This window comes from Oxalobacteraceae sp. CFBP 8761 (assembly GCA_014841595.1).
Classification (GTDB): domain Bacteria; phylum Pseudomonadota; class Gammaproteobacteria; order Burkholderiales; family Burkholderiaceae_D; genus Telluria.
On sequence record JACYUE010000001.1, the window covers coordinates 670,862 to 690,335 of the forward strand.

The 19,474-nt window shown below is 65.9% G+C and carries 13 protein-coding genes; 3 read left to right on the forward strand and 10 right to left on the reverse strand.

Annotation, left to right across the window (positions count from 1 at the left end; all coding sequences use genetic code 11):
* Positions 1–3 precede the first annotated feature (3 nt).
* The 7 genes from IFU00_03055 to IFU00_03085 form a co-directional block, all read right to left on the reverse strand.
* Positions 4–2,031 carry a TonB-dependent receptor gene (locus IFU00_03055; GenBank protein MBD8541258.1) on the reverse strand — a complete coding sequence of 676 codons (2,028 nt, stop codon included), beginning with the start codon at positions 2,029–2,031 and terminating at the stop codon, positions 4–6.
* 35 nt (positions 2,032–2,066) lie between these two features.
* Positions 2,067–2,561, reverse strand: a complete 495-nt coding sequence (locus IFU00_03060; GenBank protein MBD8541259.1) for a hypothetical protein — start codon at positions 2,559–2,561, stop codon at positions 2,067–2,069.
* Positions 2,558–4,921: a M1 family metallopeptidase gene (locus IFU00_03065; GenBank protein ID MBD8541260.1), complete on the reverse strand. Its 2,364-nt coding sequence runs from the start codon at positions 4,919–4,921 to the stop codon at positions 2,558–2,560. Before IFU00_03065 ends, IFU00_03060 begins: the two co-directional genes overlap by 4 nt.
* 70 nt (positions 4,922–4,991) lie before the next feature.
* On the reverse strand, positions 4,992–7,376 hold the full coding sequence (locus tag IFU00_03070) for a M1 family metallopeptidase (GenBank protein ID MBD8541261.1): 2,385 nt from the start codon (positions 7,374–7,376) through the stop codon (positions 4,992–4,994).
* A gap of 149 nt (positions 7,377–7,525) precedes the next feature.
* Positions 7,526–8,968 carry a beta-lactamase family protein gene (locus IFU00_03075; protein ID MBD8541262.1) on the reverse strand — a complete coding sequence of 481 codons (1,443 nt, stop codon included), beginning with the start codon at positions 8,966–8,968 and terminating at the stop codon, positions 7,526–7,528.
* A 78-nt stretch (positions 8,969–9,046) separates the two neighbouring features.
* On the reverse strand, positions 9,047–10,222 hold the full coding sequence (locus IFU00_03080; GenBank protein ID MBD8541263.1) for a GAF domain-containing sensor histidine kinase: 1,176 nt from the start codon (positions 10,220–10,222) through the stop codon (positions 9,047–9,049).
* 59 nt (positions 10,223–10,281) lie between these two features.
* Positions 10,282–11,331, reverse strand: coding sequence for a hypothetical protein (locus tag IFU00_03085; protein MBD8541264.1), 1,050 nt, complete (start codon positions 11,329–11,331; stop codon positions 10,282–10,284).
* 193 nt (positions 11,332–11,524) lie between these two features.
* Between IFU00_03085 and IFU00_03090 the strand changes: the two genes are divergently transcribed.
* Together IFU00_03090 and IFU00_03095 are read left to right on the forward strand one after the other, a co-directional pair.
* On the forward strand, positions 11,525–12,286 hold the full coding sequence (locus tag IFU00_03090) for a hypothetical protein (GenBank protein ID MBD8541265.1): 762 nt from the start codon (positions 11,525–11,527) through the stop codon (positions 12,284–12,286).
* A gap of 68 nt (positions 12,287–12,354) precedes the next feature.
* The gene (locus IFU00_03095) at positions 12,355–12,711 is read left to right on the forward strand and encodes a hypothetical protein (GenBank protein ID MBD8541266.1); all 357 of its coding nucleotides are present in this window, start codon (positions 12,355–12,357) and stop codon (positions 12,709–12,711) included.
* Between the two features lie 22 nt (positions 12,712–12,733).
* Here the strand turns inward: IFU00_03095 and IFU00_03100 are convergent, their stop codons facing one another.
* Positions 12,734–14,797: a diguanylate cyclase gene (locus tag IFU00_03100; protein ID MBD8541267.1), complete on the reverse strand. Its 2,064-nt coding sequence runs from the start codon at positions 14,795–14,797 to the stop codon at positions 12,734–12,736.
* Between the two features lie 212 nt (positions 14,798–15,009).
* Here IFU00_03100 and IFU00_03105 point away from each other — a divergent pair, with 212 nt between their 5' ends.
* Positions 15,010–15,771 carry a DUF2243 domain-containing protein gene (locus IFU00_03105; GenBank protein MBD8541268.1) on the forward strand — a complete coding sequence of 254 codons (762 nt, stop codon included), beginning with the start codon at positions 15,010–15,012 and terminating at the stop codon, positions 15,769–15,771.
* Positions 15,772–15,803: 32 nt separating this feature from the next.
* On the opposite strand, the gene IFU00_03110 is transcribed toward IFU00_03105, so the two are convergent.
* Together IFU00_03110 and IFU00_03115 are read right to left on the reverse strand one after the other, a co-directional pair.
* Positions 15,804–17,561 (reverse strand): ATP-binding cassette domain-containing protein, encoded by a 1,758-nt coding sequence (locus IFU00_03110; GenBank protein ID MBD8541269.1) that lies wholly within the window; start codon positions 17,559–17,561, stop codon positions 15,804–15,806.
* A gap of 76 nt (positions 17,562–17,637) precedes the next feature.
* Positions 17,638–19,428 (reverse strand): ATP-binding cassette domain-containing protein, encoded by a 1,791-nt coding sequence (locus IFU00_03115; GenBank protein ID MBD8541270.1) that lies wholly within the window; start codon positions 19,426–19,428, stop codon positions 17,638–17,640.
* Between the last annotated feature and the right edge of the window lie 46 nt (positions 19,429–19,474).

The following is a 19,474-nucleotide window of genomic DNA, read 5'->3' on the forward strand; positions in this document are numbered from 1 at the left end:
ACTTCACCAGGTCTTGACCAGGGTCAGGCGCAGCGAGCGCGGTTCGATCGGGTGAAAATGCACGTCCGCGACCGGCGCGGTTTCGCCCGCCAGTTGCGACTCATAGAAGTAGTCGATCGCCGAGGCGCGCCGGTTCGTCAGGTTGAACGCTTCGAGTTCCAGCTGCAGGTCCTTCGCCAACTGGTAGCCCACACGCCCGTTGAGCGTCACGCTCGCCTTCGAGCGCACGCTGTCGTCTTCGATGAGCGGGCGCGGACCGAACCAGCGCAGGCGCAGGGAACCCGACCACGGGCCGCTGCGGTCGACCGTCACACCTAGTTGCGCGACGCCTTCGATCGCGCCCGGGATCCGGTTGCCCAGCGAGCGGGCGCGCGCCCAGGCGGCGTCGAAGTCGACCGACAGCCATTTGTAGGGCCGGTAGTAGTTCGAAAACTCGATGCCGTAGCGGCGGCTCGGATCGCCCGCCTCGGTGTTGCCGGCATCGCCGATATAGGTCAGCTCGGAATCGAAGTCGAGACGGTACACGGCCAGCGACATCTGCATCTTCGGAATCGCCTCGGTGCGCAGGCCGAACTCCACGCCGCGCGAGCGCACGAGGCCCGGGGTGCGCTCCACCGCATCGAGCGTTTTCGGATCGACCGTGGCGACCGTGCCGCGCGCGTCGTTGCTGTGAAAGCCGTGGCCGTAGTTGGCATACAGCTCGGTGGAGGCCCACGGGCCGTAGGCGATGTTCAGCGTCGGCGTGACCAGGGTGTCGTGCGCCTTGCCGGCGTTTTCAGGCCGGTCGCCATCGACGCGGAAGCGGTAGTTATTCGCGCGCACACCGACGACCGTGCGCAGCGCATCGCTCCAGCGCGTCGCATTCTCGACGAACACCGCGCCACTCGTTTCGACGATGTGGTCTTCGCGCGTGGTGGCAATCCGCGCGCGCTTGCGGGTGTCGTACAGGCCGTTGTAGATATTGTCGTTCTGGAGTTGCGCGCCCACCGTCAGGTCGGACGACAGCGTGTCACTGCGGTGCATGTGCCAGGTGTGGGTGGCGTCCAGGCCCGTCGTCACGCGCCGGTCGGGCTGGGCGAACTGGTCGCCGTTGACCGGATCGTTCAAAAAGTAGGTGAAATTCGAGAACAGTTCGAGCTCGTTGCGGATCACATAGGCGCTCACTTTCGAGGCCGAATCGGTGTCCGTGCTGCGCCAGATGCCCGAGATGCTCTGGCGGCGCGCTTTGCCACCATCGCTGTCGTCGATGAGGTCATAGCGCCCGATGCGGCCATCCTCGACGGCCCGCAGCGGAATCTGGTCGGTCGAATTCCAGTGGCCGCTGTAGCTCATCGCGGTGACGTTCCAGCCATTGTTGGCGTAACCCTGGCTGTAGCGCAGCACGGCGTTGACCTTGCGGTAGCCGTCGGGGCGCGTCCATGGGCCGTCGTTCTTCATCAGTTCCAGCGCGTACAGCAGGCTGCCGCCGGCAACCTCGGGCGAACCGGCCAGCATCGTGCGGGCATAGCCGTCCTGGCCGACCGTCGCGGAAGCGATGCTTTTCACCAGACGATTGGCATAGCTGAGCGACGCCACGCCGGCCGACGAGAAATCGCCTTCGCGCGCCGAATACGGCCCCTTGCGGTAATCGAGCCGGCCCACCAGTTCGGGAATCAAAAAATTCAGGTCGGTCCAGCCCTGGCCGTGCGCGTGGCTGCGCTGGTTGACGGGCATGCCGTCGACCCAGGTGGCCAGATCGGTGCCGTGGTCGAGGTTGAAGCCGCGCAGATAGAACTGGTTGGCCTTGCCTTCGCCGCTGTGCTGGCTGGCGATCAGGCCGGGCGTGACTTCGAGCAGCTCGCCCGGCCGGTAGGCGATGCGCCCGGCCAGGTCCTTCGCACCGGCGCTGCCGGCGCCGGCCGAATCGGCGATGCCGAGCTGGCTGGCGCGGGCGCCTTCGACCAGCACGCGCTGGAGCTGGAAATCATCGGCATGGGCGGTCGATGAGGCGAACAGCGCGGCGAGCACGCAAACGATTGGGCGAAGAGGCATGGGGCAAAGCAGCATGGGCAGATTCAGAATAAGGTTCAGCGCGCAGGCTGTTCGAGCGCCTGGCGCAGGAAGGTCAGCGAACGCACGGCGCCGCCTTCGTTGAGGTTCACGGTGTTGACCTGTTCGGCCAGGAAGTCGACCAGCATCCCCTGGCGAATCACGGCCGCTGCCGACAGCGGCGTGGCGGCCAGCTCCTGGTAGATCACGACGCTTTGCGCATCGGCCGTCATGCCAACCCAGGTCACGGGCAGCTTCTTGCCGTCCTTGTCGGCGAGCCAGAAGTGGCGCTCGACGTAGGTGCGCAGCACCGCCTGGTCTTCTGCGTCGCTCAGGTCGAACTGGCGTCCGTACAGATTGAGCAGCAGCGCGTCGATATCGTGCGCCGTGTAGGTGTGGACGATTTCCGTGCTCTCGGTGCGCGCGTTGTACGAGATGTCGGTCATGCCGAAGTGGAAGCGGTGCGCGCTGGCCGCAGCACTGGCGCACAGCAGCAGGGCCAGGAGCAGCGATTTCAATCCGCGCACGTTCATTGGGCCGCCTTCGGTGCCGCTTTCAACGGCGTGGCCGCGTCGCGCATCAGGTTGTTCGGATCGCGCTCGGTCTTGAACAGCTCCAGGCGCGACGGCGTCGCCTTGCGTGGCCAGCTATTGTTGCTGACATCGATGTCGGCCGTTTCCCAGTACGGGTCCTGCGTCAGGCCGACGATCGGTTCATCGGTGACGAACAGCTTCGTGATCTTTTTGGGCGAATAGCGCCAGACTTCGGCGGGAATGCGCTCGATCGTTTTTTGGCCGCTCTTGAAGGTCAGCTCGACGATCAGTGGCATCACGAGGCCACCGCGATTGGAAAAGTCGACCAGCGTCAGGTGCTTGCCTTCCTTGAGCAGCGCCTTTTCCCAGTCTTCCAGGTCGGCCGTCGTTTCGGCAAACTTGTTGCGGTCCTTGTTGGTGACGGTGAATTCGTCGTGTTCGTTGTAGAAGTCCTTCAGCTCGGGATGCGCATCGACGCGGCGGGGCATCCCCTGGTTGCGCTGGTCGGTCACCGACACCGGCTCGGCGGCGCGGCGCGCGCGCTGCCAGGCTTTTTCGACTTCCGGGTCTTTCGACGACACCGTGTACTCGCTGATGCCGTCGACGCTGATGTCCACCGCGTCCGTCGTGTAGAACCAGCCACGCCAGAACCAGTCGAGGTCCGTGCCTGATGCATCTTCCATCGTGCGGAAGAAGTCGGCCGGGGTGGGGCGCTTGAACTTCCAGCGCTCGGCGTATTCCTTGAATGCGAAGTCGAACAGCTCGCGTCCCAGCACCGTCTCGCGCAGGATGTTGAATGCGGTAGCCGGCTTGGCATACGCGTTGGCGCCGCGCTGCAGCGTCGACTCGGCATTCGTCATGATCGGCGCCTGGTTCGTGCTGCGCATGTAGTCGACGATGTCGCGTGGCTCGCCACGGCGCGCCGGATAGTTCTCTTCCCAGGCCTGCTCGGCCAGGAACTGCAGGAAGCTGTTCATCCCTTCGTCCATCCAGGTCCACTGGCGCTCGTCCGAATTGACGATCATCGGGAAGTAGTTGTGGCCCACCTCGTGGATGATCACGCTGATCAGGCCGTACTTGGCGGCCTGCGAGTAGGTCAGTGCGCCCGTCTTGGCGTCCTTGACGGGGCGGCGGCCGTTAAACGACAGCATCGGGTATTCCATGCCGCCCACCGGGCCGTTGACCGAGATCGCCACCGGATACGGGTAGTCGAACGAGTACTTGTTGTACTGCTCGATCGTGTGGATCACGGCGGGCGTCGAGTACTTTTCCCACAGCGGATTGGCTTCGGCCGGGTAGTACGACATCGCCATCACGTCCTGCCTGCCGCTCTTGATGCCCTGCGCATCCCAGATGAACTTGCGGCTCGACGCGAACGCGAAGTCGCGCACGTTCCTGGCGTTGAAGCGCCAAGTACGGTTGCTGGTGGCGCGCCCCTTTTCGGTCGCCTGCGCTTCGGCCTGCGACACGATCATCACGGGCTTGCCCGCCTTCTTCGCCTGCTGCAGGCGCTCGCGCTGGGTGCTGCTCAAGACCTCGCCCGCGTTCTGCAGCTCGCCCGTGGCGGCCACGATGTGGTCGCCCGGCACCGTGATCGCCACGTCGTAGTCGCCAAATTCCAGCGTGAATTCGCCGTCGCCCAGGTACTGCGCATTCTGCCAGCCGGCCGCGTCGTAGTAGGCGGCCATGCGCGGGAACCACTGCGCGATTTCGTAGATGTCGTTGCCATCCTTGAAGCGCTCGAAGCCCATGCGCCGGCCCAGCACGTTCATCTCGGGGATGTTGAAGCGCCAGGCCACGTTGAACGACACCTTTGCGCCGGGTTTCAATGGTTGCGGCAGGTCGATCCGCATCATCGTCTTGTTGATCGTGTGCGCCAGCGCGCGGCCGTCGCTGCCGGTCACGCTCTGGATGTCGATGCCGCCGGCGAAATTGCCTGCCTCCAGCGTGAAGCGCAGCGCGTCGAACTTCACGCCATCGTTGCCCCTGGCCTGCCACGCGCTGCGCGACGGCAGCGTGGTGATCTTGCGGTTGTCCGAGTCGCTGCGGAACATGTTCTGGTCCAGCTGCACCCACAGGTACGACAGCGTGTCGGGCGAGTTGTTGTGGTACGTGACCGTGCCGGCGCCGCTGATCGCGCGACTGGCTTCATCGAGTGTGACGCGCAGCTTGTAGTCGGCGCGCTGCTGCCAGTAGGCGTGGCCCGGTGCACCGGCCGCGTTGCGCGTGACGCCGGGCGTCGGCAGCAGCTCGTCCAGCTGGCGGAACTTGTCGTCGAAGGCCGGACCGGCCGCGCCGGCGGTCATCGCAACGCCAAGGGTGAGGGTCGCGAAGGCCGCATGCAGGTGAGGGATATTCATGATCGTAGTACCCAAAAAATGACATCGGGCGGATCGCTCCGCCCGGGTAATGAACCAACCGGATGCTGCGTTATTCCGCCGGCGTTGGCGCCGTCTCCGGCGCTGGCGTGCCTTGCGCATCCTTCGTCTTGAGCTTCGAATTGAAGTCGCGCATCAGGTTGTTCGGATCGCGTTCGGTCTTGAACAGTTCGAGACGCGACGGCGTCGCCTTGCGTGGCCAGCTGTTGTTGCTGACGTCGACGTCGGCCGTTTCCCAGTTCGGGTCCTGCGTCAGGCCGACGATCGGTTCATCGGTGACGAACAGCTTCGTGATCTTGGTCGGCGAATAACGCCACACTTCGGCCGGGATGCGCTCGATGGTTTTCTGGCCGTTCTTCAGCGTCAGTTCCACGATCAGTGGCGTGACCAGGCCGCCCACGTTCGAGAAGTCCACCAGCGTCAGATGCTTGCCTTCCTTGAGCAGCGCCTTTTCCCAGTCTTCCAGATCGGCCGTCGTTTCCGCGAACTTGTTGCGGTCCTTGTTGGTGACGGTGAACTCGTCGTTTTCGTTGTAGAAGTCCTTCAGTTCCGGGTGCGCATCGACGCGGCGTGGCATGCCCTTGTTGCGCTGGTCCGTGATCGACACCGGCTCGGCGGCGCGGCGTGCGCGCGCCATGGCTTTCTCGACTTCAGGGTCCTTGGACGACACCGTGTACTCGGTGATCCCATCGACGCTCACGTCCACCGCATCGGTGGTATAGAACCAGCCGCGCCAGAACCAGTCGAGGTCCGTGCCCGACGCGTCTTCCATCGTGCGGAAGAAGTCGGCCGGCGTCGGGCGCTTGAATTTCCAGCGTTCGGCGTATTCCTTGAACGCGAAGTCGAACAGTTCGCGGCCCAGCACCGTCTCGCGCAGGACGTTCAGCGCGGTGGCCGGCTTGGCATACGCGTTGTTACCGAACTGCAGGACCGATTCCGAGTTGGTCATGATCGGCACCTGGTTGGTGCTCTTCATGTAGGTGGTGATGGCGCGCGGGTCGCCGCGGCCGCCCGGCCAGTTGGCTTCCCAGGCTTCCTGCGCCAGGAACTGCACGAACGAGTTCAGGCCTTCATCCATCCAGGTCCACTGGCGCTCGTCCGAATTGACGATCATCGGGAAGTAGTTGTGGCCGACTTCGTGGATGATCACGCCGATCAGGCCATACTTGGTGCGCTGCGAGTACGTCAGTTCGCCGGTCTTCTTGTCCTTGCTCGGACGCGGGCCGTTAAACGAAATCATCGGGTATTCCATGCCGCCCACCGGACCGTTGACCGAGATCGCGGTCGGGTACGGGTAGTCGAACGAGTACTTGTTGTACTGCTCGATGGTGTGGATGATCGCCTGGGTCGAGTACTTCTCCCACAGCGGATTGCCTTCCTTCGGGTAGTACGACATCGCCAGCACGTCCTGCTTGCCGCTCTTGATCGCCTGTGCATCCCAGATGAACTTGCGGCTTGACGCGAACGCAAAGTCGCGCACGTTCTTGGCCTTGAAGTGCCAGGTTTTCATGGCCGTGCTACGGACCTTCTCGGCCGCTTCGGCTTCGGCCTGGGTCACGATGATGACCGGCTTTTTCGCGGTCTTTGCCTGTTGCAGGCGATCGCGCTGGGCCGCGGTCAACACCTCGCCGGGATTTTGCAGCTCGCCCGTGGAAGCCACGATGTGGTCGCCCGGCACCGTGATGCGCACGTCGTAGTCGCCAAACTCCAGCGTGAATTCGCCCGAGCCCAGGAACTGCTTGTGCTGCCAGCCGTACACGTCGTAGTAGGCGGCCATGCGCGGGAACCACTGCGCGATTTCGAACAGGTCGTTCTTGTCGTCGAATTTCTCGTAGCCGGCGCGTCCGCCGAGCACCTTCTGCTCATTGATGTTGTAGCGCCAGTCGATACCGAAGGTCACCTTCGCGCCCGGTTTGAGTGGCTGCGGCAGGTCGATCCGCATCATCGTCTTGTTGATGGTGTATGGCAGCGGGCGACCGCCCGCATCCTTGACGGCCAGGATGTCGAAGCCGCCCGGGAAGGTGCGCCCCTCGAGCACGGTGCGCAGGGCATCGTATTTCAGGCCGGTGGTCTGGGTGCCGTTGGCCCATGCCTCGCGCGAAGGCAGGATGGCGCTCTGACGTGCATCCGAATCGGTCTTGTAGATGTTCTGGTCGAGCTGCACCCACAGGTATTTGAGGGTATCCGGGGAATTGTTGTGGTAGGTGACCGTGCCGGCGCCGGAGAGCGCGCGCTTGGCTTCATCGAGCGTGGTGCGGATCGTGTAATCGGCGCGTTGCTGCCAGTAGGCGTGGCCCGGGGCGCCGGAGGCGGTGCGGATCGTGCCTGGCGTCGGCAGCAGCTCATCGAGCTGGCGGAACTTGTCGTCGAACGGTGCTGCGGCAAACGATGATGCTGCGAGGCATAGAGCTGCTACGCCGATTGGCAAACGAAACATGATTCCCCTGGATTTGTTGTTGGAATATGACAGGAATTCTATCGTTGATATTCTTCAATTGCTTAACGTATTTGTAAAAATCCGGATACATGTGGCGCACGCCACACCAATGGCGCGCGCCTGCATGGTATTGCCCGATCAGTACATGCTCATTGCATGTTGGCCACGCGTGCATACCCCCGTACCCACGTGCCCATGACGATCTGGCCATTGTCGGCATCCTGCTGGCGCAGCTCGATGTCGCGCGACAGGACAAACAGCACCTTGTCCGATTCGGCGTACAGCGGTTCCCACTGGCCACCCTGGTTGACCATCAGCTGGCCCTTGCGCTCGGCGATGTCGAAGTCCGGCGCGCCGTCCAGCTTGTAGCGGCCCACCAGCGTGCGCTGCGTTTCCGGCGCGAGCGCGACGGCCTTGCGCAGTTTGGTCTGGTTGCTGTTCCATTGGTACTCGTAGGCGATGGCGCGCATCAGACCTGCTGCCACGTCAATGCCATTGTCGCCGTTGGTCAAGATGACCGCGCCGCTGCCGTCAGCGACGGCAGCGTAGAACACCGCCTTGAAGCCCTGGTTGCTGCCACCGTGGCTGAAGCCCTTGCCGCCGTCCTGGATGCTCAAGCCCAGCGCATAGTCGTTCTTGACTGACTGGAGCATCGTGCGCGTCATGGCGGGCGTGAGTACGCCGTCCGTTGCCCCGGCCGCGCCTTGCTGGATCGCGATCGCGAAGCGCGCCAGATCGTGCGGCGTGGTCCACAGGCCGGCGGCAGCCTGCTCGGGATAGGTGTAGGCGCCACCGGGGAAAGGCTTGCCGTTTTCGTCATGCGGCCGCGCGGCATTGGGCGCCAGATCCGGCGGAAGCGGCTGGGCATAGGTGCTGGCGGTCATGCCCAGCGGCGCCAGCACCAGTTCGTGCAGGATCGCGTCGAACGGCTGGCCGGCGCGATCGATCATCGCCTGCTGCACCACGGTGTAGCCGCCGCCCGAGTAGCGAAAGGCCGACCCCGGCGCCGCACTGACCCGGATGGCCTTCGTGTTGGCGGGGCCGGCGCCATCGAGCACCTGCTGCAGCGTCGGCACGGTCTTGCCGGCAGCGTAGCCGGGAAAGCCCGAGACGCTCATGCCGCCGGTGTGCGACAGCAGCTGGCGCAGGCTCGGCGTGCCGTCACCCTTCGGCAGCGTCCAGCTGGTGAGCGCCTGGTCGATGCCGGCGTCCAGAGCGAGCTTGCCCTGTTCGACCATGCGCAGCGTCGCCATGGCCGACACGGGTTTGCTGAGGGAGGCTGCCTGAAACAGCGTCTGCGGCGTGACGGCCGGTCCGCCGGTCCAGGCCACGCCATAGCCGCGCGTCCAGGCCACCTTGCCGTCCTTGATCACGGCCACGCTCACGCCCGGCACGTTCAGCCGTTTCATTTCGTCGATGAGGGCCAGGGGCGCTACCGGCACATCGGCCAGGGCGACTTCCGGGCGCAGGCCGGACTCGATGCGGGCGATGGCGGCGCTGTCGTCGGCGTATGCGCCGGCAGCGGCCAGCATTGCAATGCAGGCGGCGAGATAAACAACATGGGAGTGGCGGCGGGGCAGGGCGGAACGCATCTTCTTCTCCAGACATGGTTGCACAAATGGCAAACAGTATGGGTACCCGCAGTCAGGCCGGCAAGGACCGAAAGAAAGCTATGCCGCCGGCATGCTGAAGGTGAACGTGATGCGTCCGTCCGTTGATGTGACGCCGATCGCGCCGTCGTGGCCGCGCGCGATCTGGTCGACGATGTACAGGCCGAGTCCCAGGCCTTCGTCGCCGGCGCGCGAGGTGGCGCGCCAGTAGGGCTTGAACAGCTGGGCGATGATGGTCTGGCTCAGGTCGGGGCCGGCGTTGCTCACGGCGAGCACGAAGCTGGCGCCGTCGATGCGCGCGTCCACATGGATCGGCTCTTCGCTGTCGCCATGCAGCAGCGCATTCTTGAGCAGATTCGACAGCAGTTGGGCGAGCCGCTGCGGATCACTGCGCAGCGCGATGTCACGCGCGATGTCGGACCGGATCACGCGGTCGGGGTACACACCGCGCAGCTCGTCGACCACCTGGTCGAGCATCAGGTGGACGTCGGCGCTCTGGCACAGTTCGAGCGCCAGGCCCGAGCCCATGCGCCCGCGCGTGAAATCGACCACGTTGTCGACCAGGCCGGCCATGCGCAGGGCGCTGCTGCGCATGCGTTCGACGATCTTGTCGGTGGCCGGATCGGTGCTGCGGCGCTTGAGCAGTTCGGCCCCGGTCAGGATGGCACTGAGCGGCGTGCGCAGGTCGTGGCCCAGCACCGCGATGAACTGTTCGCGCAGTTCGGCCGTTTCGCGTTCGGACAGCAAATCCGAGCGGGTGGCGCGCAGCGAGCGGTCGGTTTCGAGCTGGCGCGAAATGAGTTCGGCGAACAGCGTCAGCGCCGACATTGTGGCGCCATCGCTCAATGCCGCCGGCTCGGGATCCAGGCCGCACAGCGTGCCGAAGTAGTCGCCGTCGGGACGGAAGATGGGGATCGAAAAATAGCTCTGGAACCCATACAGGCGCGGCGTGTGGTGGTCGCGGTACGAATCGCTGTCACGCACGCTGTCGATGACGATCGGCTCACGCGTCGCGCGCACTTCTTCGCACAGCGTGGTGGTGACGTCGAGCGGATCGCCCGCCTGCAGGCCGAACCCGAGTTCGTCGTGGACGGCGCAGGTGGTCCAGGTGGTGTCGGTGACGTGCGCGATGCAGACGAACCCCAGCCCGGTCATGGTCGCCACGGTTTCCAGCACGCGCGGCACGGCGGCAATGGCCTGGATTTCCCTGACATGCTGGGAGACGGTGTCTGGCATCATGGTAGCTCGGTGACTGAGGTCGAAATCATACCACCGGCCGCCGCGCGTGGTCCGGTTCAGGCCAGCCAGCGCCCGTCGGCATACACCTGCACGTCGCCCAGAAACACTGCATCGGTGACCGCGAACACGTCGATATGAAAGCGCGCATCCTTGCGCTTGAAGCCCGGCTTCGTGTACACGCCATGCTTGGCTCCGAGCGACAGGTGGATGCCGCACATGCGCTCATATGTCCCGATATCGTCCACCCGCAGGTCGCGCGTGAAGGCGCGGTTCAGCCCGAAGCCCAGCTCGCGCACCCAGACATCGCCTTCTTCGAGGCGGATGTTCTCGAGCACCTGCAGGAAGGCGGGTGTGGCGTTTTCTGTGCCGGTCACGCGGCCCGCTTCGATGATCAAGGTGACCGGTACGTCGGGATGGTTCGAGCGGTAATTGGTGTCGCCGAACACATGGATCTGGACCCGGCCATGCACGGCTTCGAGGTCTTGCGCTTCGGTGAACACTTCGCCGATCGGGAACTGGCCGCCGACGTTGTTCATCTCGCTGTAGTCGCCGATATTGAGCTTGGCCGGTTCGAAGGGCGAGGCAAACGTGAGCGTCTCGCCGCCGCCGACCACGCGGCCATGCGGCGCGCTATCGATCAGCGCCTTGAGCGCGCGCCCGGTGCCGCGGAAGTAGGCGGGGTCGTAGGCCAGCGCGTTGACATAGTGTTCGCCCTGGATGCCGGGCATGCGCGACAGGTGCACGTGCTCGATCACTTTCAGATCGAGCTTGAACAGCTCGACGCGGATGCGAAAGCCGTCGAGCCGGAAATTGGTCGACTGGACCAGCACCACCAGGTCGTGCGGGGCCATCGAGCGGAACGCCGCCAGCACCGCATCGGGCGTCACGCTGTCGAAGTCCACGAACGCGGCCTCGGGCAGATTGCGCCGGTAGCCCGCGAGCAGGGCGCGCGCCAGCGGCGTGCGCGTGTCGTACACGACCAGCGCCTTGTGCGCCGGGCCGTGTTCGAGGGCGATCGACAGCACGGCCGCCAGGTGCGCGGTCGCGGCGTCCACCACGGTGGCGGGCAGGTCGTCGTCGGAAAGGAGGGGGGCGGCAGCGGTCATCGGCGCACAGGAAGGAAGAGGGAAGCGGCCATTATACGTTCCGGTGCACCGTGAGGGATCAGGCGGCGCTACCGGGCAAACAGCGCGACGCGCGGCCGTGCGGGGCGCTATCATGCGGCCTTCGATCACGATCAAGACAGCAGTTGGCAGGCCGTCTTTCGGCATGTACGGCAACAGCGAAACACGGGGCACCATGGCACACAACGATTCCTGCATCAATATCGGCTGCGGCCGCGCGTTTCCACAGCCGGTCGATTTTTGTCCGTGGTGCGGAACGGCGCAGGCGCCGCTCAACGCCGTGCCGGCGCCGCCGGTCGTGATGCCACCCGTGCTTCCCGTGCTTCCCGTACCACCTGCGCCATCCGTGCCGCCGGCGCCAGTCATCGCGGCGCCAGTCGTTCAACCGCCGCCAGCGCCGAAGCCGATTCCGGCGCCGACGCCACCAGCACCACCAGCGCCGCCGGTGCCACCCGTGCGCGCTACCCCTCCACCACGCCAGGCCGTCCCGACGCGCAGACCGATCCGCCTGCGCTGGTGGCTCATCGGCCTGGCCCTTCTGTGGCTGGCCTGGATGCTGACCAAGCCGACCGCGGCCCGCATCGAGCGCCGCATGGCGTCAGCCATTGCCCTGGCCAAGGAGTGCAAGCCGAAGGAAGCGCAGGACGAGTTGATCGCGCTGCGCAAGACACGCGCGACGCCCGAGCAGCTGCGCCAGGTCCAGAGCGGGCTCAATACGGCGGCAGCGGCCTGCACGCGCGCCGAGCAGCGCCGCACCGCGTGGACCACCGCCAACAACGCCATCGAGCGGCTGCTGAATACGGGCAGCTTCGAACAGGCGCGCACCCGCCTTGCCACGTTTACCAAGCGCTGGGGCGAGGACGCGCGCACGCGCGAAGTCAAGGCGCGCATCGACGCCGGCCGGCGCGACCATCCGCTGGCAGATCCTTCGCGCTGAACCCGTAAGGACAGCCAGGCCGCCACGCCTTGTGTATCATCGAACGCGTTGAAATCAAGGAGCACAGCATGAACGCGACGATGACGAATACGCTGCTGGTGTCGGCAATGCTGCTGGCGCTGGCCGGCTGCGCGCGCGACGACGAAGGCAATGGCCCGGCCGAACGCATCGGCAAGGCGCTCGATCAGGCCACCGCCGGGGTGACCAATTCGGTCAAGGATGAAATCGCCCGCGCCGACGACGCCGTCGAGGATGCGCGCGACAAGGTGGGCAATGCGACAAAGGAAGCCAGCCGTGGCCTGGAGCGCGCCACCGAAGAAGTGGGCCGGTCGGTCGAACGTGCCGGCGAAGCGATGGGCAAATCGGTGGAGCGGGCCGGCCAGGAGATCCAGGAAAACGCTGGCAAGGACAAGGAAGACGACTGAGCGCCTGCCCTGTCGGCAGGCGCTAGGCGCTGGCGGCCCGCAGCATGTCCGGATCGCCGTGCACGATGGCCATGTCGACCTGGCCCGAGCGCCAGGCGTGCTCCAGGTTCTGCTCGACCACATCCAGGTTCACACGCTCGCCATCGGCGAAACCGCGCACGCCGTAAGCACGGTTGCGGCCATGCGACTTGGCCATGTACAGGGCCATGTCCACCAGGTTGACCACGCGTTCCCAGGCCATGGCCTGCTTGCCGATGGCAAGCGGGAACGGCGCGAAACCGATCGACACGGTCACTGCAATCTCCACGCCGGCATGGTCGATGACGGTGGCGTTGATGCCGCCCAGGATGCGCGCGGCCACTTCATCCATCCGATGGCGCGGCACCGAGGGCAGGAAAGCCAGGAACTCTTCGCCACCCCAGCGCACGATCATGTCGGTCTCGCGCAGGATCTCGGCCAGGTTGGCCGAGATCGTGGTCAGCACCGTGTCGCCGGCCGCGTGGCCGTGGGTGTCATTGATATGCTTGAAGTGGTCGACGTCGAGCAGGAACAGCGCGCCGACGCCATCCGTCCCGGCCGCTGACGGCGTCGATGGGGGCAGCGCGCGCATGTACTCCAGGAAGTGACGGCGGTTGTACAGGCCCGTGAGCGGATCGCGCACGCTCTGCTGTTTCAGTTCCCAGTTCTTCGCGTGCAGCTGTGCGTTCGCATGGCGCACCTTGCGGTACAACAGACCCACCACGATCGCCGCCAGTGCGATCACGACGAGCACCAGCCACCAGACACGCTGCTGCAGGCGGCGGTTGTCGATCTCGGCCGATTTGATCGTGTTTTCGCTGCGCAGCAGTTCGATCTGGCGCTGCTTGCGTTCGGCCTCGTACTTCTCTTGCAGCTCGAGCATGGCCTGCTGGCGGCGCTTTTCAAACAGTTCGTTCGACAGCGTGCGCTCGCGGTGATAGGCCTTGAGTGCCCCTGGCATGTCGCCCACGCGCTCGAGCGCCAGGCCGTATTCCACCAGCGCGGTTTGCAGTTCGGGCTTGTCGCCAATTTCTTCATAGCCGGCGATACCGGCTTCGATATGGCGCTTGCCCTCGACGAGGCGGCCGGTGGCCAGGAAGGCCTGGCCCAGGTTCAGGTGCGCGATCGCGTCGAGCCGGCGATCGTTCAGGGTTTTCAGCGCGTCGATTGCCTGCTGCGCATAGACGACGGCGTTGCGGTAGTCGCCCATCTTGAGATACCAGTCCGACAGGTTGACCAGGGTGCCGGCGATGCGATTGGTCGCGCCGATCTTGCGCTCGAGCGCGAGGCCTTCCTGCAGCGCGCGCAGGGCGCGCTCGTTCTGGCCGGTATCGATCGCCAGGCCATACTCGATCCGCTTGAGCAGCGCCGTACGTCCGGGCGAGTTGGCGCTGGCTGCGGCGGCATAGGCCTCGTCGAGCACGTCGAAACCTTTTTCGGGTTCGCGCATCTGGGTGTACAGGCGCGCCAGGGAATACAGCGCCATCACGATATGGACCGGATCGCCGTTTGAACGCGCCAGTGCGGCAGCGCCCTGCAGGCCCTGCAGGGCGCGCGGCAGATTGCCTTCCTCGGCATACGATTCACCCGACGAAATCGCGGCGCGCACGCGCAGGTCGATATCGTTCGTCGTGTTGGCCAATTTCTCGGCCTCCCAGATCAGGCGGTGGGATTCACCCGGGCGGTGCTGCGCGAACGCAGCGTACCCCTGCATCAAAAGGCCTTTGGCCAGTGCGCCGGTGTGATCGTGCTGGCGGCCCAGGACAATGAGCTCGTTGGCCAGCGCGACTGCCTGCGCATGCTGGCCCATCCCGTGGCGGGCGGCGGCCAGCTGGTTCAGGAATTCGATCCGCTGCGGCAGCGGTGCCACGCGTGCCTGGTCCTCGATGGCTTCGAGCATCGGCAGGGCGCGTTCGGGGACGATGCGGTTGACTTCGCGGATCTCGGCCAGGCGCGTGTCGAGCGCCGGGCCGTCACCGGCGAGCGCGCAGGCCGAAGCAACGCACAGTGACAAGGCCACGGCGTTGAATCGGGAGCGCGACAAGGCGCGATGCAGGATAGCGAACATGCCGTGGTTTCGTCGCACCGGGGAAGCCGGCGGAAGTTGGTTTGGAATATTATATTGCTGTTGCAAACAAGAAATTCAGTTTGTCGTGAAATGTCACAAAAATGACACAGCGGCATCGTTTCCAAGTGTCTCACGCGGCGCAGGCAAGCGTGCGTGCGCCGTCGGACCATCGACCTATACTGGCCGGACAATTATCCGGACAGAGGTCAGCCATGTGGACATCACCGTGGGTCAGGTGGGGCGTAGCACTGGGCTTTGCCCTGGGCGGTTTTTTCGACGGTATCCTGCTGCACCAGATCCTGCAATGGCACCATCTGTTCAGCCTCGTGCCCGGGATGGACGACCTGCGCCTGCAGGTGCTGTGGGATGGTTACTTCCACCTGCTGATGTACGTGGTCGCGCTCGTGGGCCTGGCGGGCCTGTGGCGCGCGCAGCGGCGTGGCGCGGTGCACTGGGGCCGGCCGCTGGCGGGCGCCATGCTGGCCGGCTTCGGATCGTGGCATGCGATCGATGCACTGCTGTCGCACTGGCTGCTGGGCATCCACCGCATCCGCGTCGACAGTCCCGATCCGCTGCTGTGGGACCTGGCCTGGCTGGTCGTGTTCGGCATCGCGCCGCTGTTGCTGGGCCTGCGCTGGCTGCGTCGGCCGGGCGCTGGTGGCACCGGCGCGCGCGGCTCGGTGGCCGGCCTGCTGCTGCTGGCTGCCGGCAGCGCGGCCCTCGGTGGCTGGGCGCTCGTGCCGCCGCCCGGCCAGAACCTCACCACGGTCGTGTTTCATCCGGGCGCCGGACCGCGCGAGGTGTTCGCCGCGCTCGACGCCGTCGACGGGCGCCTGGTCTGGAGCGACCGCGCGATGGGCGTGGTCGTGATGGCCATCCCGGCCCGGCACCACCTGACCCTGTACCGGCACGGCGCGCTGCTGGTGAGTGGGGCAGGCGCGCCGGGCGGCTGCGTCAACTGGAGCCGGCCCTGAGCCGCCCCTGAGCCTGGCCCGCCGCGAATACCCTACAGCGCGATCTGCTGCAGCAGATACAGGCGCTGGTACAGGCCGCCCTCGATGCGCATCAGTTCTTCGTGCGGCCCGGCCTCGGTGATCTTGCCGTGGTTGAGCACGATGATGCGGTCAGCGTCGCGGATCGTCGACAGGCGGTGCGCGATGGCGATGATGGTCACCTTGCCGCGCAGTTCTTCGAGTGCCTGTTGCACCACCTGTTCGGTGGCGCTGTCGATGCGCGACGTCGCTTCGTCGAGCAGCAGGATGCGCGGCTCGCCCGCCAGTGCGCGGGCAATCGCGATCAGCTGCTTCTGGCCCGACGACAGGCGCGAGCCGCCTTCGCCCAGCTGCGTGTCGTAACCCTGTTCGAGCGCGCTGATGAAATCGTGCGCATGCGCCGCGCGCGCTGCATCCATCAGGCGTTCGAGCGGCAGGCCGCGGCCCATGTCGATGTTTTCGCGCGCGCTGGCAGCCAGGATGAACGGGTCTTGCGGCACCAGGCCCACTTCGTTGCGAAAGCGCTCGTTGCCGATCTTCGCCAGCGGCACGCCGCCGATCTCGATGCTGCCCTGTTCGACGACGTAGTAGCGCAGCAGCAGCGACAGCAGCGTCGACTTGCCGCTGCCCGTGTGGCCGACGATGCCGAAGAACGCGCCCTGCGGGACGTCCAGCGACAGGTCGTGCAGCACCGGCTGGCCGGGCACGTACGCAAATTCGACGTTGCGCACACTGACTGCCGGAGCATCGGGCGAGAACGCGTTCTGGCCATGGATGCGGTCCACGTCGTGTTCGGGCGCGCCGGCTTCGTCGAGCAGCGTGTTCACGCGCGCGGCCGCGACCACCGCCTGCTGAAGGCCGCTGAACTGCATCGTGATCTGGATGAGCGGCTCGACCACGCGCGCGATGTAGCTGACGAACGCATACAGCACGCCCACTTCGACCGCGCCGATCTCGCGCTGGCCAAAGGCGAAGATCACCAGCGCCAGCAGCGCCACGTTGAGCAGGTCCAGCGCAGGGCGCAGCAGGAAGGCATTGGCGCGCAGCTCGGCCAGGCGCGCCGTGTAGTGGGTGCGGTTGGTGACCAGGAAGCGTTCGCCGAAGCGCAGCTCGGCATTGCTGGCCTGCAGGACGGTCATGCCGCCGATCGACTCGGCCATCTGCGCATTGATGTCGCTGCGCAGGGCGCGCGCACGGGTAACGGCCGGCGCCGACAGGCGCTGATACAGCCAGACGATGCCGACCACCGCCGGCACCAGCAACAGCACGATCAGCATCAGGCGCCAGTCGAGCCAGGCCATCGCGACCATCGTGCCAATCAGGACGATCGAGTTGTCGAGCATGACGTACAACACCTGAATGTAGAGCGTCTTGACGGCCTCGGTGTCGTTGGTCACGCGGCTGACCAGCTGACCGGTGATGGCGCGGTCGAAGAAGGCCATCGGCAGGCGCAGCACGTGGCCATAGACCCATTCGCGCAGGCGCTGCACCGAGCGCATCGCCACGCCGGACAGGCGGATCAGCTGCAGGTAACGCACCCAGCTCGACACCCAGCCGGTGACGACCAGGCCACCCAGCAGCAGGGCCATCTGCGGCCAGTCGAGATTGCGCGGCAGCAGGTGGTCGTCGATCAGCGCCTTGCCCAGCAGCGGACCGACCACTTCGAAGGCCGCCGCCAGGATCAGCCACAGCGTGGCGATGATCAGGTGGCGCTGTTCGGGCGCGGCGGCGCGGCGCAGCAGGCGCGTGGCCAGCTTGGCCTGGTCGCGCATGACGCCGCGTTCCAGGCTGTTGTCGGTCTTGGGCGGCGGCGTCGTGGTGGATGCGTCGGCTGTGTCCAGCGTTGCTTCAGGTTGCGTCAAGGCTGGCCTCCAGTTGTTGATAGCGCCACTGGCTGGCGTACCAGCCATCCAGCAGCAAGAGTTCGTCGTGTGTGCCGGCTTCGATCACGCGTCCGGCGCGCAGCACCACGATGTGGTCGGCCCCGACCACGGCCGACAGGCGGTGGCTGGCGATGATGGCGGCGCGCTCCGGCCGCGCACGGCGCAGCTCGGCCAGGTGTTCGAGGATGCGTGTTTCGGTGCCGGTGTCCACCGCCGACAGCGCGTCGTCGAGCAGCAGCAGCGGATTGTCGGCCAGCAGCGCACGGGCAATCGCCACGCGCTGGCGCTGGCCGCCCGAGAGCGTGATGCCTTTTTCGCCGACCGGCGTGTCGTAGCCATACGGGAAGCGCAGGATGTCGTCGTGGATGGCCGCCATGCGCGCCGCGTCTTCAATCTCGGCGCGCGTGGCGTCAGGCCGGGCCAGCGCGATGTTCTCGGCAATCGTGGACGAGAACAAAAACGACTCTTGCGGCACCCAGCTGGTGGCGCCCCGCAGGGCGCTCAGGCGATAGGCGTCGAGCGGCTGCCCGGCCCAGCGCACCTGGCCCTGTTGCGGCGTCGCCTGGCGCAGCAATACGCGCAGCAGCGTCGATTTGCCGGAGCCGGTCGGGCCGACGAGACCCAGCGTCTGGCCGGGTTCGAGCGTGACGGATACGCCGGAGAGGGCGGGCGCCTGCGCCGTGTCGTCAGCGGCCGCGCCGTCTTGGCCGGCGCCGTTCACGCCATACGTGAACGTGACGCCTTCGAGCACCAGCGGGCCCTGGCCCACCTGGTCGATGGTGCCGGCGTCTTCGACCGACAGCGGCGCCTCGAGCAGCGGCTGCAGGCGCGCCATGCCGGCGCGGCCCCGTTCGATCAGGGTGACCACCCAGCCGGCGGCGAACATGGGCCAGATCAGCTGGCCCAGGTACATCGTGAAGCTGGTCAGCGCGCCGACCGTCAGCTCGTTCTGCCAGACGAGATAGCCGCCCAGGCCCAGCGTCAGGCCGGTGGCGGCAGTCAGCGCCAGGCCAACGGCCGGCTCGTAGGCCGCTTCCCATTTCTGCGCGGTGAGGCTGGCCTCGGCCGCGTTGGCGGTCAGCACGCCAAACTGAGTGCTGCTGCGCGCTTCGAGGCCCAGGGCGCGCAGCGTGCGCACCCCCGACAGCGACTCCTGCACGTGGTCGTTCAGCTTCGAGAAACCCTTGAGTGCATCCCCCTCGGCCTTTTGGATATGGGTCGAGATGTACCAGAACGCGAGTCCCATCAGCGGGAACGGCAGCAGCGCGACGAGCGCCAGGCGCCAGTCCACGCCCAGCGTCATGATCCCGAGGACCATCACCAGCGTGAGCGTGCCGTCGAACGCGGCCAGCAGGGCTTCGCCGGCGGCCATCTCGATGGCATCGATATCGTTGGTGGCCAGCGCCATCAGGTCGCCGGTGCGCTGGCGCTGGTAGAAGGCGGGGCCTTGCGCGGCCAGGCGTGCATACAGCCGCGTGCGCAGCTCGACGCCGAGCTGGTAGGCGGCCGAATACAGGCGGATGCGCCAGCACACGCGCAGCACGTAAATGGCCACGCCCAGGCCGAGAACCTGGGCGATGCCGAGCAGGAGGTCCTGCTCGCCGAGGCGGTTGTTGGCGAGCGCGTCGACCAGTGCGCCGACCTTGCGGGGGATGAGAACCGTGCAGATCGCGACGCCGACGAGCATCACGGCCGACGAGGCATAGGACTGCCAATGACGGCGCACGAAGCCGCCGATCAGCCTGGACAAACTCATTCGAATTCCTTGCGGTTGCGCCCGAAAAAAAAGCGGGCCAGAGCCC

Bases quoted from the DNA above. Each gene is read 5' to 3' on its own strand.
- IFU00_03055 (MBD8541258.1), bottom strand. From the start codon at position 2,031: ATGCCTCTTCGCCCAATCGTTTGCGTGCTCGCCGCGCTGTTCGCCTCA.
- IFU00_03060 (MBD8541259.1), bottom strand. From the start codon at position 2,561: ATGAACGTGCGCGGATTGAAATCGCTGCTCCTGGCCCTGCTGCTGTGC.
- IFU00_03065 (MBD8541260.1), bottom strand. From the start codon at position 4,921: ATGAATATCCCTCACCTGCATGCGGCCTTCGCGACCCTCACCCTTGGC.
- IFU00_03070 (MBD8541261.1), bottom strand. From the start codon at position 7,376: ATGTTTCGTTTGCCAATCGGCGTAGCAGCTCTATGCCTCGCAGCATCA.
- IFU00_03075 (MBD8541262.1), bottom strand. From the start codon at position 8,968: ATGCGTTCCGCCCTGCCCCGCCGCCACTCCCATGTTGTTTATCTCGCC.
- IFU00_03080 (MBD8541263.1), bottom strand. From the start codon at position 10,222: ATGCCAGACACCGTCTCCCAGCATGTCAGGGAAATCCAGGCCATTGCC.
- IFU00_03085 (MBD8541264.1), bottom strand. From the start codon at position 11,331: ATGACCGCTGCCGCCCCCCTCCTTTCCGACGACGACCTGCCCGCCACC.
- IFU00_03090 (MBD8541265.1), top strand. From the start codon at position 11,525: ATGGCACACAACGATTCCTGCATCAATATCGGCTGCGGCCGCGCGTTT.
- IFU00_03095 (MBD8541266.1), top strand. From the start codon at position 12,355: ATGAACGCGACGATGACGAATACGCTGCTGGTGTCGGCAATGCTGCTG.
- IFU00_03100 (MBD8541267.1), bottom strand. From the start codon at position 14,797: ATGTTCGCTATCCTGCATCGCGCCTTGTCGCGCTCCCGATTCAACGCC.
- IFU00_03105 (MBD8541268.1), top strand. From the start codon at position 15,010: ATGTGGACATCACCGTGGGTCAGGTGGGGCGTAGCACTGGGCTTTGCC.
- IFU00_03110 (MBD8541269.1), bottom strand. From the start codon at position 17,561: ATGCGCGACCAGGCCAAGCTGGCCACGCGCCTGCTGCGCCGCGCCGCC.
- IFU00_03115 (MBD8541270.1), bottom strand. From the start codon at position 19,428: ATGAGTTTGTCCAGGCTGATCGGCGGCTTCGTGCGCCGTCATTGGCAG.